This is a genomic window from Azospirillum sp. TSH58 (assembly GCF_003119115.1).
Lineage (GTDB): Bacteria > Pseudomonadota > Alphaproteobacteria > Azospirillales > Azospirillaceae > Azospirillum.
Window position 1 is genome coordinate 406231 of record NZ_CP022367.1, and the last position, 13195, is coordinate 419425.

At 69.3% G+C, this 13195-nt stretch carries 11 protein-coding genes; all 11 read left to right on the forward strand.

Annotation, left to right across the window (positions count from 1 at the left end; all coding sequences use genetic code 11):
• Positions 1-135 precede the first annotated feature (135 nt).
• Positions 136-450 carry a hypothetical protein gene (locus TSH58p_RS23490; protein WP_109071731.1) on the forward strand — a complete coding sequence of 105 codons (315 nt, stop codon included), beginning with the start codon at positions 136-138 and terminating at the stop codon, positions 448-450.
• A 128-nt stretch (positions 451-578) separates the two neighbouring features.
• Positions 579-1214 (forward strand): hypothetical protein, encoded by a 636-nt coding sequence (locus TSH58p_RS23495; RefSeq protein WP_247874225.1) that lies wholly within the window; start codon positions 579-581, stop codon positions 1212-1214.
• 168 nt (positions 1215-1382) lie between these two features.
• Positions 1383-1919, forward strand: a complete 537-nt coding sequence (gene tssB, locus TSH58p_RS23500) for a type VI secretion system contractile sheath small subunit (RefSeq protein WP_109071733.1) — start codon at positions 1383-1385, stop codon at positions 1917-1919.
• A 103-nt stretch (positions 1920-2022) separates the two neighbouring features.
• A complete protein-coding gene (gene tssC, locus TSH58p_RS23505) occupies positions 2023-3438 on the forward strand; it encodes a type VI secretion system contractile sheath large subunit (RefSeq protein ID WP_247895564.1) in 1416 nt (471 codons plus the stop codon).
• 39 nt (positions 3439-3477) lie between these two features.
• Positions 3478-3993 (forward strand): type VI secretion system tube protein Hcp, encoded by a 516-nt coding sequence (locus TSH58p_RS23510; protein WP_109071735.1) that lies wholly within the window; start codon positions 3478-3480, stop codon positions 3991-3993.
• Positions 3994-4169: 176 nt separating this feature from the next.
• Complete coding sequence (tssE, locus tag TSH58p_RS23515; protein WP_109071736.1) at positions 4170-4643, forward strand: type VI secretion system baseplate subunit TssE; 474 nt, start codon at positions 4170-4172, stop codon at positions 4641-4643.
• Positions 4644-4657: 14 nt separating this feature from the next.
• Complete coding sequence (gene tssF, locus TSH58p_RS23520; RefSeq protein WP_109071737.1) at positions 4658-6454, forward strand: type VI secretion system baseplate subunit TssF; 1797 nt, start codon at positions 4658-4660, stop codon at positions 6452-6454.
• A complete protein-coding gene (gene tssG, locus TSH58p_RS23525) occupies positions 6451-7641 on the forward strand; it encodes a type VI secretion system baseplate subunit TssG (RefSeq protein WP_247874226.1) in 1191 nt (396 codons plus the stop codon). The genes tssF and tssG overlap by 4 nt, the downstream gene beginning before the upstream one ends.
• A gap of 81 nt (positions 7642-7722) precedes the next feature.
• Positions 7723-10341 carry a type VI secretion system ATPase TssH gene (gene tssH / locus TSH58p_RS23530; protein WP_109071738.1) on the forward strand — a complete coding sequence of 873 codons (2619 nt, stop codon included), beginning with the start codon at positions 7723-7725 and terminating at the stop codon, positions 10339-10341.
• 16 nt (positions 10342-10357) lie between these two features.
• Entirely contained in the window at positions 10358-12433 is a 2076-nt protein-coding gene (locus tag TSH58p_RS23535) for a type VI secretion system Vgr family protein (protein ID WP_109071739.1), read from the forward strand.
• A 1-nt stretch (position 12434) separates the two neighbouring features.
• Entirely contained in the window at positions 12435-13112 is a 678-nt protein-coding gene (locus tag TSH58p_RS23540) for a toxin-antitoxin system YwqK family antitoxin (RefSeq protein WP_109071740.1), read from the forward strand.
• Positions 13113-13195 lie beyond the last annotated feature (83 nt).

Here is a 13195-nt window from a genome sequence, read left to right on the forward strand (position 1 = left end):
TTCCGCCGGGCCATCCCGTTCAGATTGGCCCAACTTGGTCTGATCTGCTTTTGCCGCTCCCCGGCCCCTGCGATACTCCCCGGCCAACCAGACCGGCCAACCAGAAAGGACACGCTCCATCATGAAGCGGCCATCATGAACCGGGATGCCCGCCTGCACGCCATCCTCGCCCGGCTGCGCAGCGACTCCCCCGGCGAGCGGCTGGCCGCCCTGTCCGCGCTGGACCGGCTGATGCCCGCCGGAACCTCCCTCTACGACGTCATCCAGGTCGGGCTGTTCTACACCGACCGCGGCACCGTCGCCCCCTCGCTGGTCGAGGAGGTGGACCGCCTGCGCGGCGAGGCGCAGGAGGCCGCGCGGCGCGAGGAGCGGCAGCGCCGCCGCGCCCGGGCGCTGGAAACAGGCATCCGCGCCGTGATGGAGGACATGCGCGGCGGCAAGGACGCCTGACCGCCTTCGCTCCGCAACGGACGCAGTTCCGGCGGCGTGACTCCGGGAGTGGACCAACAAGGCGTTCCGCGGCGGCCCGCCATCGCACACCTTGCGGGGCATTACCGCCGTGCGTACCCGGAGGCCCTTTGCCCACCATCACCGCACCCTGTCAGCATGCCCTGTACGCCGCCGTGGACTCCGCGGCGACGGCGCGCGGCATGACGGTGCCCGCCCTGATCCGCTCCTGCCTGACGCTGGTCGGGCCGGAGGCGCTGACCCATCTGCCCGATCCCGGCAGCCCCGAGCCGGTGGACGTCTCCCACCGCACCGTGACGCTGAAGAACGGCGGCACCCGCCGCGTGCGGGTGGTGCCGAAGCTGCGGGTGCGCCACGCCACGCCGCTGGACGCGGCGACCGTGCGCAAGGCCGCCTGGGTCGCCGCCACCATCGGCAACGACGACGGCGCGCACCTCATCACCGCGGGCGAGCTGAACGCCGTGGAAAGCGAGATGAGCCGCTGCCGCCTGCGGCTGGAGCAGCTGACGGCGGCGCTGGAGACGCTGGCCTTCCGCCCGCTGCGCCAGCCGATCCGCAAGCCCTGGCAGGCCACCTACGTGCTGGGCTTCACCCACGAATGGGGGCTGGACACGCAGACGGTCAACAGCCGCTTCCGCACGCTGGCCCCGATCTTCCACCCCGACACCGGCCTGCTGTCCAGCGCCGAGCGGATGAGTCAACTCTTGGAGGCCCGCAACTTCCTCTTGCAGCACCTTCGAAGCTGAGCGGGCGATGCTTCGTACGCCGGACATTCCCTCCGAAACGGAGGTGTTCCGGGGCGATGTCGTCCAATTGGGGTCCATCTCGGCTGGCCTCCGCAGGGGTGCCTTTCGAATGATGGCGAAGCTCGACAGCCGGCGCGCGACGCGCACAACCCTATGAGGTCGTCAGATATGAGCGAGAGCAGTCAGAAGAAGTTGGAGCGCGTCCGCCCGCCGCGGGTGAAGCTCACCTACGAGGTCCACACCGGTGGCGCCCAGGAGATGAAGGAGCTGCCCTTCCTGGTCGGCATCCTGGCCGACCTCAGCGGCAAGCCGGAGAAGCCCCTTCCCAAGCTGAAGGAGCGCAAGTTCGTCGAGATCGACCGCGACAACTTCAACGACGTGATGGCCGCCACGGCGCCGCGCCTCGCCTTCCAGGTGGACAACAAGCTGCAGGAGGACGGCGGCAAGCTGAACATCCTGCTGAACATGCGCCACATGGACGACTTCCAGCCGGTGGAGGTGCTGAAGCAGGTGCCGACGCTGAGCCGCCTGTTCGAAGCCCGCCAGAAGCTGTCGGACCTGCTGGCCAAGCTGGACGGCAACGACGAGCTGAACGGCCTGCTGAACGACGTCATCACCAGCACCGAACAGCAGGACGAGCTGAAGAAGCTCCTCGGCCCGGTGGCCGGCACCCCGGCCGGCGAGCCCGCGGGCGAGCCCGCCTGATTCCCCGTCCCGGCAAGCCCAACCAGAACCCCCTTCACGGAGCGAACAGGTGAGCACGGAAACGTCCGTTGAGAGCGCCGCCAGTCTGTCCCTGCTCGACCGCATGATGGTCGAAGGCAAGATGGCGCGCGAGGAGGGCCAGCGGCCCTACGCCCGCGACCTTCTGACCGAATTCGTCGACCAGGTCCTCGCCGAGACCGGCGACGCCTCCGCCATCGACGTGGTCGAGGCGATCAACCAGCGCATCGCGCAGATCGACGAGCTGATCAGCGACCAGCTGAACGAGGTCATGCACCACCCCGACTTCCAGAAGCTGGAAGCGACGTGGCGCGGCCTCAACTACCTCGTCATGAACACCGAGACCTCGACGACGCTGAAGCTGCGCGTCCTCAACGTCTCGCGCAAGGACCTCCAGAAGGACCTGGACAGCGCGGTCGAGTTCGACCAGAGCGCCATGTTCAAGATGGTCTACGAGGCCGAGTACGGCACGCTGGGCGGCACGCCCTACAGCATGCTGGTCGGCGACTACGAGTTCGGCCGCCATCCGCAGGACATCTCCCTGCTGGAGAAGATGTCCAACCTCGCCGCCGCCGCTCACGCGCCGTTCATCAGCGCCGTGTCGCCGGCGATGTTCGACATGGAGAGCTTCGGCGAGCTGGGCGCCCCGCGCGACCTGTCGAAGATCTTCGAGACGGCCGAGATGGTGAAGTGGCGGTCCTTCCGCGCGTCGGAAGACTCCCGCTACGTCTCGCTGACCATGCCGCACGTCCTGATGCGCCTGCCCTACGGCCCGAACACCGTTCCGGTCGAAGGCATGAACTTCGTCGAGGACACCGACGGCCGCGATCATTCCAAGTACCTGTGGGGCAACGCCTCCTGGGCGCTGGCCGCGCGCGTCACCGACAGCTTCGCCAAGCACGGCTGGACCGCGGCCATCCGCGGCGTGGAAGGCGGCGGCAAGGTCGAGGGTCTGCCCAGCCACACCTTCAAGACCGACGAGGGCGACGTCGCCCTGAAGTGCCCGACGGAGATCGCCATCACCGATCGCCGTGAGAAGGAGCTGAACGACCTCGGCTTCATCTCGCTGGTCCACTGCAAGAACACGGACTACGCGGCGTTCTTCAGCGGCCAGACCACCAACAAGCCGAAGGTCTACAACACCGACGAGGCCAACGCGAACGCCCGCATCTCCGCGATGCTGCCGTACATGCTGGTGTCGTCGCGCTTCGCCCATTACCTCAAGGTGATGCTGCGCGACAAGATCGGCGCCTTCCTGACGCGCAACAACATCACCGACCACCTGAACACCTGGATCGCCAACTACGTCCTGCTGGACGACGAGGCGTCGCAGGGCACGAAGGCCCGTTTCCCGCTGCGCGAGGCCCGGATCGACGTCTACGACGTGCCGGGCCGTCCGGGCGTCTACCGCGCCAACATCTTCCTGCGCCCGCATTTCCAGCTCGAAGAGCTGTCGGCCTCCATCCGCATGGTCGCCGAACTGCCGGCGCCGGAAGCCTGATCCCCTCCCCACCGAACGCATCGTCCGGAGTAAATCCGCATGTCTATGATCATTCTCGATATCCCCAACGTCCAGGGGGAGTCCGCGGTGGAGATCGCCGGGGGCGTGGTGTTCAAGGACATGATCCTGTGCGAATCCCTGTCGCAGGACATGACCGTCGAAATGGAAGTGTCGACCAACGCCCGCCGCACGGTCCACACCCCGAAGGTCGAGAACATCACGCTTGAGCGCAAGTGGGACCGGGCCTCGCCCAAGCTGATCTCGCTGCTGCTGCGCTCGGCCAACTCCGACACGGCGAAGAAGCAGTGGACCATCCATTGCCTGAAGCCGATCGGCGACACCCACCAGTGGGGCGAGTTCCTGACGATCGAGCTGACCAACCCGCTGATCGCCAAGCACAGCCTGAGCGTCAACGAGGGCGACACGACCGAGACCATCGAGATCAACGCCACCGAGATCTACTGGACCTACAAGCGCTACACCGAGGAGCAGAAGCACGAAGGCGGTGGCGGCGTGAAGTTCAACCTGCTGAAGGGCACCGTGTCCGACAGCTAATTTCCTACGCTCACCAAAAGCCCTCTCCCCCCTGGGGAGAGGGTTGGGTGAGGGGGCATTGCGCCCGGCAGGGCGGAGAAAATCTCTTTGCCATCACGCGGTGTGCCTTCGGCACCCCCTCATCCTAACCTTCTCCCCGGAGGGGAGAAGGAATTGAAGCCCCAACGGACACGGCGATGACCCAGCCCAAGACGATGACCGGCGGACGGTCGCTGCTGTTCGAACGGCTGATCGACTTCGAACCGGACCACCCGACGGGCGACGAGCCGTCCGCCACGGTCCTCTCCATGCCCGACCTCAAGGCGTCGATCCGGCGCGAGGTCGCGCGCATCCTCGACAGCCGCAGCACCGGCACCCGCCGCCCCGACCTCGGCGGAACGGCGCTGGACTATGGGATTTCCGACATCACGCATCTGGACGCCGCCTCCGACGCCGACCGCCGTCAGGTGGAGCGGATGGTGCGTCAGGCCATCATCGATTTCGAGCCGCGGCTGAAGCGCCCGCGGGTGACCGTCAGCGCCGGAACCGGGCGCGGCACCATGGTCACCAGCATCTCCGGCGAGGTCGTGGCGGGCACCGTCACCGAACGGCTGGAGTTCGACGTCGGCCTGCGCGGCCCGGCCCCCAACGAGCCAAGCCAGTCCGGCTGAAAGGACGCACCAGGATGCGGCGCGAGGATCTCCTCGACCATTACGAACGCGAGCTTCTCTACGTCCGCCGGGCGGGCGAAGCCTTCGCGCGCAGCTATCCCAAGATCGCGCGCCGGCTGGCGCTGGGGCCGGACCAGGCCGCCGACCCGAACGTCGAGCGGCTGATCGAATCCTTCGCCTTCCTGTCGGGTCGCCTGCAACTCAATCTGGAGCGCGAGTTCCCGCGCTTTTCCGAAGCGCTGCTCGGCATCCTGCACCCGCAGATGATCGCGCCGATCCCGGCCATGGGCATCGCGCGGATGGAGCCGACGCCCGGCGAGGGGCGGCTGACCGGCGGATTCCGCGTGCCGCGCGGCACCCCGCTGCACGCCGTGGCGGAGGACAACATCCGCTGCCGCTTCCGCACCGCCTACGACGTGACGCTGTGGCCGGTCGCCGTGACCGACGCGGCGGTGGAGCCGGCGGACCGCTACGACTTCCTCGACGGCGCCGCCACCGCGTCCGTGCTGCGGCTGCGGCTGGAGACGCGCAACCAGTCCTTCGAGAATCTGCCGATCGACACGCTGCGGCTGTTCATCGACGGCGAGACGATCCTCACCTCCGCCCTGCACGAGCTGTTCCTGTGCGGCGTGGTCGAGATCGCCTACGTCCAGCCCGGCAAGCCGCCGGTGCGGCTGCGCGGCGAGAACCTGATCGCCCCCGTGGGCTTCGGCCCGGACGAGACGGTGCTTCCGCATCCCAAGCACGCCCAGCCCGCCTACGGCCTGCTGCAGGAATACTTCGAGTTCCCGCAGAAGTTCGACTTCTACGACCTGCCGCTTCCTCGGGGCCGGCTGTCGGGCGAGGTCGTGGACATCCTGATCGCCGTGTCGCGCCCGCTGCCCAACCGGCTGACCCTGCGCAAGGACAGCTTCGTCCTCGGCTGCACGCCCATCGTCAACCTGTTCAACCGCACGGCGGAGCCGATCCGGTTGAACCACCGGCGCACCGCCTACCGCGTCGTCCCCGACGCCCTGCGCGAGCGCACGACCGAGGTCCATTCCATCCTGGAGGTCAGCGGCCTGCGCGACGGCGACGGCATGCACCACCGCTACGTCCCCCTCTTCTCCCACCAGCACGCCGAGGCCGAGACCGAGCCGCGCGGCTTCTGGCTGGCCGCGCGCGAGCCGACCCAGCGCGACGACGTGCCGGGCACCGACCTGCATCTCAGCCTGCACCATCTCGACCTGACGCCGACCGACCCGGCGGACGAGACGCTCCTCGTGCGCACGCTGTGCACCAACCGCGCGCTGGCCGAGCAGGTGCCGGCGGGGGCCGCGCTGATGATCGAGGAGGCGGCGCCCATCGCCACCATCCGCTGCCTGCACAAGCCGACGCCCGGCCGCCCCGCCCCGGCGGGCGGTTCCTCGGCCTGGAAGCTGATCTCCCACCTGTCGGTCAACCATCTCAGCCTGACCGGCGACGCCGAGGGGCTGCGCGCCCTGCAATCCATCCTGCTTCTGCACGCGCCCGACGACCCGTCCGCCCAGCACCAGATCCGCGGCGTGCAGGGGCTGTCCTCCCGCCCGGTGCTGCACCGCATGGGACAGGACGCCTGGCGCGGCTTCGTGCGCGGGCTGGAGGTGACGGTTGCCCTGGACGAGCGGAATTTCGTCGGGGCCAGCCCGCTGGTCTTCGGCGGCGTGCTCAGCCGCTTCCTCGGGCTCTACGTCAACGTCAACGCCTTCGCCCAGCTTCGGCTGCGCTCGGTGCAACGGGAAGGGGTGTGGAAGGCATGGTCGCGCCTTGCCGGCAGCCAGCCGGTCCTGTGACGGACCGCCCTCTTCAACCCTCCGGCGGAGCCCCCGCCCTGATCGACCGGCTGGAGGCCGAGCCCTGGGGCTTCGACCTGCTGCAGGCCATCGCCCTGCTGGAGCGCGCAGCACCCGGTCTGGCCCCGCTCGGCACCGGCATCGACCCGGAGCAGGAGGCCGTCCGCATCGAGCACGATCCGAGCTTCGTCTTCCCCGCCAGCGACGTGGTCGAGGCGCGGCGGACCGAGGACGGGCGCGGCGTCGTGCGCTCCCCCGTGCTGGGCGTGGCCGGCATCAACGGCCCCCTGCCCTACGTCGCCACCGAACTGCTGGTCGAGCGGGCGGCGCGGCGCGACACGGCGGGCACGGCCTTCTACGACATCTTCAACCACCGCCTGATGTCGATCTTCTACCGCACCCGCCAGGGCAGCCTGCCCCTGCTGGAGCGCGACCCGGAACGCACCCTGATGGCCCGCGTGCTGCGCGCGCTGGCCGGCATCGGCACGCCCGGCCTGGAGCAGCGCCTGCCCGGCACGCCCGACCGGATGCTGCTGGCCTTCTCCGGCATCCTCGCCAACCGGCGCCGCTCCTCCGCCGGGCTGGAGGCGATCCTCGGCGCCGTCTTCCGGGTCAAGGTGCGGGTGGAGAGCTTCGTCGGGCGCTGGTTGCCGCTGGACGAGGAGAGCCGGACCCGGATCGGCGGCGGCTTCGGCGCGCGGAACAACAGCCTGGGCCGCACGGTGGTGCTGGGCCGCCGCGTCTGGGACCAGCAGAGCTGCTACGCCATCGAACTGACGCTCGACAGCCTGGAGCGTTTCCGCGAATTCCTGCCCGACGGACGGCACCACCAGACGCTCTGCGCGCTCGCCCGCTTCCACACCGGGGACGGGATGGACTTCCGCATCGTGCTGGTGCTGGAGGCGACCAAGGTGCCGCCGACGCGCCTGTCCACCAAGCCGCAGGAGGGCAGCCGCCTCGGCTGGACCTCCTGGCTGCGGGCGCCGGGCCGCCCGAACCTGAAGGACGGGCGCCTGACCCTCGACCCCTCTAGCCCTCTCCCCCCCGCTCACGCGCAAACAAAGTTTGCGCTGACGCGACAGGCGGACCTTTGGTCCGCCGAAAGCGGGGAGAGGGTGGCCCGGAGGGCCGGTGAGGGGGTTGCGCTTGTGCCGGACGTACCGCATAGCGCAACCCCCTCACCCTAACCCTCTCCCCAGAGGGGAGAGGGGACTGCGAAAGCACTACCCCTCGACCCCGCCCGCAACGTCACCCCAGGGAGCCGTCCCGTGACCGCCGACATCAAGTCCCTCATCGGAAAGCTCGACCGCGACGGGCGCAAGGTGCTGGAACGCTCCGCCGCGCTGTGCGTCTCGCAGACCCATTACGACGTCGAGGCGGAGCATGTGCTGCTCGCCCTGCTGCGGCTGAAGGACGCCACCGTCGCCGGTATCCTGCGCCACTATGGTGTCGAGGCGGGCCGGCTGGAGACGGAACTCGACGCCGCGCTGGACCGCATCCGCCGTGGCAACAGCCGCACCCCGGCCTTCTCCCCCCGCGTGCCGGAGATGCTGGAGACGGCGCTGCTGATCTCCGTCACCCATCTGGACAGCCCACAGATCGTCCTGCCGGCCATCCTCTGGGCGGCGGTCGCCTGCGATTCCGTGCGGGCGGTGGTCACGGAGTCCGCCCCCTCCCTGCTCGCCCTGCCGCGCGAGCGCACCGCGTCCGACCTGCCCGAGCTGGTGCGCGTCCTGAAGGAGGGCGGACCGTCCGCCGCCGCGTCCGATGCCTCCCCCGCCGCCGCTCCGACCGGCGGTGCCGCGTCCGACGGGCGGGCCATGCTGGACCAGTACAGCCAGGACCTGACCACCCAGGCCAAGGCCGGGAAGATCGACCCGGTGATCGGGCGTGACCGCGAGATCCGGCAGGTCATCGACGTCATGATGCGCCGCCGCCAGAACAACCCGATCCTCGTCGGCGACCCCGGCGTCGGCAAGACCGCCATCGTCGAGGGGCTGGCCCTGCGCATCGCCGAGGGCGACGTGCCGCCGCCGCTGCGCGGCATGGTCATCCGCACGCTCGACCTCGGGCTGCTCCAGGCCGGGGCCGGGGTGAAGGGCGAGTTCGAGAACCGGCTGAAGTCGATCATCAAGGAGGTCTCCGCCTCCCCCGTGCCGATGGTCGTCTTCATCGACGAGGCGCACGCGCTGATCGGCGCCGGCGGGGCCGCCGGCCAGGGCGACGCCGCCAACCTGCTGAAGCCCGCCCTGGCGCGCGGCGAGTTCCGCACCATCGCCGCCACCACCTGGGCCGAGTACAAGAAGTATTTCGAGAAGGACCCGGCGCTGGCCCGCCGCTTCCAGCCCGTCTCGGTGCCGGAGCCGGACGAGACGGCGGCGGCGGCCATGCTGCGCGGCCTCGTCCGCCGCTTCGAGGAGCATCACGGGGTCAGCGTGCTCGACGACGGCATCGCCGCCGCCGTGGCCCTGTCCGCCCGCTACATCCCCGCCCGCCAGTTGCCCGACAAGGCGATCAGCGTGCTCGACACCGCCTGCGCGCGCGTCGCCATCGCCCGCAGCTCCAAGCCCGAGGCCATCGAGGCGATGGAGCGCGAGGACGCCATCCTGGCCCGCGAGGCGGAACGGCTGGAGGCCGAACCCGGCACCGCCCACCACGCCCGCCTGTCGCAGATTTCGCAACGCCGCGGCACCCTCGCCCTGGAGAAGGCCGCGCTGGACGAGCGCTGGACGCGCGAGCGCGATCTGGTCGATGCGGTGGAGGCCGCGCTGAAGGCCGGCCACGCGGTGGAGGCCGCCGCCGCGACGGAGAAGCTGAAGGCCGTGCAGGGCGACAGCCCGCTGGTCCCGCACCGGGTGGACGGCGCGGTGGTCGCCGCCGTGGTGTCGAACTGGACCGGCATCCCGGTCGGCTCGATGTCCAAGGACGATCTGGAGGTGGTCGCCACGCTGGAGGACCGCATGGCCGCCCGCGTCGTCGGCCAGCCGCAGGCGCTCCAGGCCATCGCGCGGGCCGTGCGCGGCTACCGCGCCGGGCTGGGCGAGCCGCACCGCCCCATCGGCGTCTTCCTGCTGAGCGGCCCGAGCGGCGTCGGCAAGACCGAAACCGCCCTGGCGCTCGCCGAACTGCTGAACGGCGGCGAGGACAGCCTGATCACCATCAACATGTCCGAGTATCAGGAGGCCCACGCCGTGGCGACCCTGCGCGGCGCACCGCCGGGCTATGTCGGCTACGGCAGCGGCGGCGTGCTGACCGAGGCGGTGCGCCGCCGCCCCCACGCCGTGGTGCTGATGGACGAGGTCGAGAAGGCCCACCCCGACGTGCTGGACATGTTCTACCAGGTCTTCGACAAGGGCGTGCTGGAGGACGGCGAGGGCGTGGAGGTGGACTTCCGCAACACGCTGATCCTGCTGACCAGCAACCTGGGGGACACTGAACTGTTCGCTCTGGGCCGCGAGGCGCTCGACGCCGGGCGCATCGGCGAGGCGCGGGAAGAGGGGCTGGCCGCCATCTCCGACGTGCTGCGCCGCCGCTTCCGCCCGGCCTTCCTCGGCCGCCTGTCGGTCGTGCCCTACTACCCGCTGAGCGAGGCGCAGATCCGCCGCATCGTGACGATGAAGCTGGACAAGCTGCAACGCCGCACCGCCGGCAACCGCGGCGCCGAGCTGGCCGTCACCGACGCGGCGGTGGAGGCGCTGGTGCTGCGGGCGCTCAACTCTGACGCCGGGGCGCGCATGATCGACACGCTGCTGTCGGAGTTCGTGGTGCCGGAGGTCGCGATCCGCATCCTCGACCGCGTCGCCGCCGGCCAGCCGGTGGGCCGCATCACCGTGGACCACGGCGCGGACGGGCGCTTCACCGTGAGCGTGGACGGCACGGCGGCCTGACCGGGGAGCGGCGAGGATGGCGAAGCGCTTTTCCCAGGACGGCCAGTATCTGTCCATCACCACCCCGCTGGGGGCGGACGCGCTGGCGCTGCGGACCATCGTGGGTGAGGAGCGGCTGTCGTCGCTGTTCACCTACCGCATCACGATGATCTCGTCGGACGAGGACATCGCCTTCGACCGCGTCGTCGGCAAGGCGGTGACCGTCGCCATCACGCTGGGCGATCAGGAGACGGTGCGCCACATCAACGCCATCGTCGGCCGGATCGAGCTGACCCACGTCGACGACCGCAGCCAGGTCGCCCATTACGAGGCGGAACTGCACCCCTGGCTGTGGATGCTGACCCATTCCGGCGACTGCCGAATCTTCCAGGAGAAGACGGTCCCGGAGATCGTCGAGGAGGTCTGCAAGGGCGCCGGCTACACCGACATCAAGAAGTCGCTGACCGGCACCTACGCCAAGCGCGAATACTGCGTGCAGTACCGCGAGACCGACTACAACTTCGTCGCCCGGCTGCTCGAAGAGGAAGGCATCTTCTACTACTTCGCGCATGAGGACGGGAAGCACACGCTGGTGCTGGGCGACGGGGCCAACGCCTTCGCCAAGAGCCCGCTGCTCGACGCCTTCGAATACCGCGCCACCGAAGGGCACGACGACGAGGACCATGTGCTGAACGGGCTCAGCGTCGAGCGGCGCGTGACGACCAAGAGCTACGGCATCGACGGCTACCATTTCGAGACGCCCTCGACCGACCTCTACGCCACGGCGGAAGGCGCGTCGGGCTTCGGCACGGTCAGCGACTACATGGGCCGCCACACCACCTCGTCGGACGGCGAGGCGATGGCCAAGCTGCGCCAGCAGGCGCTCGCCTTCCCCGGCCGCCGGGTGCGCGGCAGCGGCGAATGCCGGTCGCTCGAGGCCGGGACGCGCATCACCGTGTCGGGCCACCGCAAGAGCGACCTGAACGCCGAATATGTCCTGCATTCCGTGCGCATCGACGGGGCGAGCGGCCATTTCAACGCCCATTTCACCGCCTTCCCGCCGGACCTGCCCTTCCGCCCGCTCGACACGGCGGTGAAGCCGCGCATCCATTCCACCCAGACCGCCATCGTTGTCGGCAAGAGCGGGGAGGAGATCTGGCTCGACAAGTACGGCCGCATCAAGGTGCAGTTCCACTGGGACCGGCTGGGCAAGAAGGACGAGAAAAGCTCCTGCTGGGTCCGCGTCGCGCAGAACTGGGCGGGCAAGAACTACGGCATCATGTTCTTCCCCCGCGTCGGGCAGGAGGTGGTGGTGACCTTCCTCGACGGCGACCCCGACCGTCCGCTCGTCACGGGCTCCGTCTACAACGCGGAGCAGACGGTGCCCTACACGCTGCCCGACGATTCGACCAAGAGCACCATCAAGACCCAGACCTCGAAGAACGGCACCGGCAAGTTCAACGAGATCCGCTTCGAGGACAAGGCCGATGCCGAGGAGATTTTCGTTCACGCCCAGAAGGACATGAACGTCGAGGTGTTGAACGACGTGACCCGCCTCGTCAAACACGACGAGGTGGAGACGGTCGAGAACGACAGCACCATCGAGATCCAGCACGACCGCAAGCTGACCGTGAAGAACGATCACAGCATCACCGTGTCGGAAGGCAACGAGACGCACGACGTCGCGAAGGGCACGCGCGCCGTGACGGTGAAGGGCAACGAGACCCACACCAACAAGGCCGACTTCACCCACAAGGCCGACGGCGACTACACCCTGACCGTGAAGGGCAACCTGACCATCGACGTGACCGGCGATGTGGTCATCAAGGGCAAGTCGGTGAAGGTCACCGCCACCTCCGGCGAGGTCGGCGTCAAGTCCGCGACGGGCATGACGCTCGACGCGGGCGGCGCCTTCAACGCGAAGTCCGGCATGGCGATGGAGATCAAGTCGGGCATGGGCATGGACGTCAAGGCCACCATGGGAATGAACCTGAAAGCCGGCCTTGCCCTGTCCGCCGAGGGGCTGTCCGCCACGCTGAAGGCCCAGACCATGGGCGAGGTCAGCGCCGGCGCCATCCTCACCGTCAAGGGCACCATGGTGAAGGTGAATTGAGATGGCCGCTGAGAGAGCCGACCACGCCGTGTCCGATCCCCAGCCCGTGGAGGAGCGCGACGAGCAGGGGCGCATCGTGCGCAGCGGCGAGATGCGCGACGAGCTGTTCCACGGCCTCTACACCGCCTATGGCGAGGACGGGCATCCGATCCTGCGCGCCCGGCTGCGCGCCGGGAAGCTGCATGGCGAGGTGCGCAATTATGCCCCCGGCGGCGCCCTGGTCCAGGTGGCGGAGTATGCGGACGGGGTGCAGCACGGCCAGACGACCTTCTACGCCAACGCCCGCCCGACCTGCCGCATGACCTACCGCGACGGGCTTCTCAACGGCCCGTCGGTCTTCTTTCACGAAACCGGCACGGTGGCCGCCATCTTCCAATATTGCGACGGCAAGCGCGAGGGCGAGGCGCTGTTCCACAGCCCGCAGGGCCGCCCGATGCGGCGGGAGAGCTACGCCAACGACCGCCTGCACGGGCCGGTGCTGGGCTATTACGACGACGGCACGGTGAGCGAGCGCGCCGCCTTCCTGGACGGGCTCCAGGACGGGGTGCTGCGCCGCTTCTTCCCCTCCGGCGCGCTGATGCAGCATGGCGTCTACCGCCGCGGCCTGCTGATCGAACCGCTGCGGACCTATTCCGAGGACGGCAAGGAGATCGCCGTGCTGCAGCCCCCGGCGGGGTGAGGAAAACCTTGGGGCGGTGTCGCCCCCGCCCCTGCCCTCCCCCGCTGTGCAGGGGAGGGTGCCTTACGCGAAGCGGCGGCAGT

What these genes read in the sequence shown, in the direction of transcription:
- TSH58p_RS23490 (WP_109071731.1), top strand. Translation starts at nt 136, where the DNA reads ATGAACCGGGATGCCCGCCTGCACGCCATCCTCGCCCGGCTGCGCAGC.
- tssB (WP_109071733.1), top strand. Translation starts at nt 1,383, where the DNA reads ATGAGCGAGAGCAGTCAGAAGAAGTTGGAGCGCGTCCGCCCGCCGCGG.
- tssC (WP_247895564.1), top strand. Translation starts at nt 2,023, where the DNA reads ATGATGGTCGAAGGCAAGATGGCGCGCGAGGAGGGCCAGCGGCCCTAC.
- TSH58p_RS23510 (WP_109071735.1), top strand. Translation starts at nt 3,478, where the DNA reads ATGTCTATGATCATTCTCGATATCCCCAACGTCCAGGGGGAGTCCGCG.
- tssE (WP_109071736.1), top strand. Translation starts at nt 4,170, where the DNA reads ATGACCCAGCCCAAGACGATGACCGGCGGACGGTCGCTGCTGTTCGAA.
- tssF (WP_109071737.1), top strand. Translation starts at nt 4,658, where the DNA reads ATGCGGCGCGAGGATCTCCTCGACCATTACGAACGCGAGCTTCTCTAC.
- TSH58p_RS23535 (WP_109071739.1), top strand. Translation starts at nt 10,358, where the DNA reads ATGGCGAAGCGCTTTTCCCAGGACGGCCAGTATCTGTCCATCACCACC.
- TSH58p_RS23540 (WP_109071740.1), top strand. Translation starts at nt 12,435, where the DNA reads ATGGCCGCTGAGAGAGCCGACCACGCCGTGTCCGATCCCCAGCCCGTG.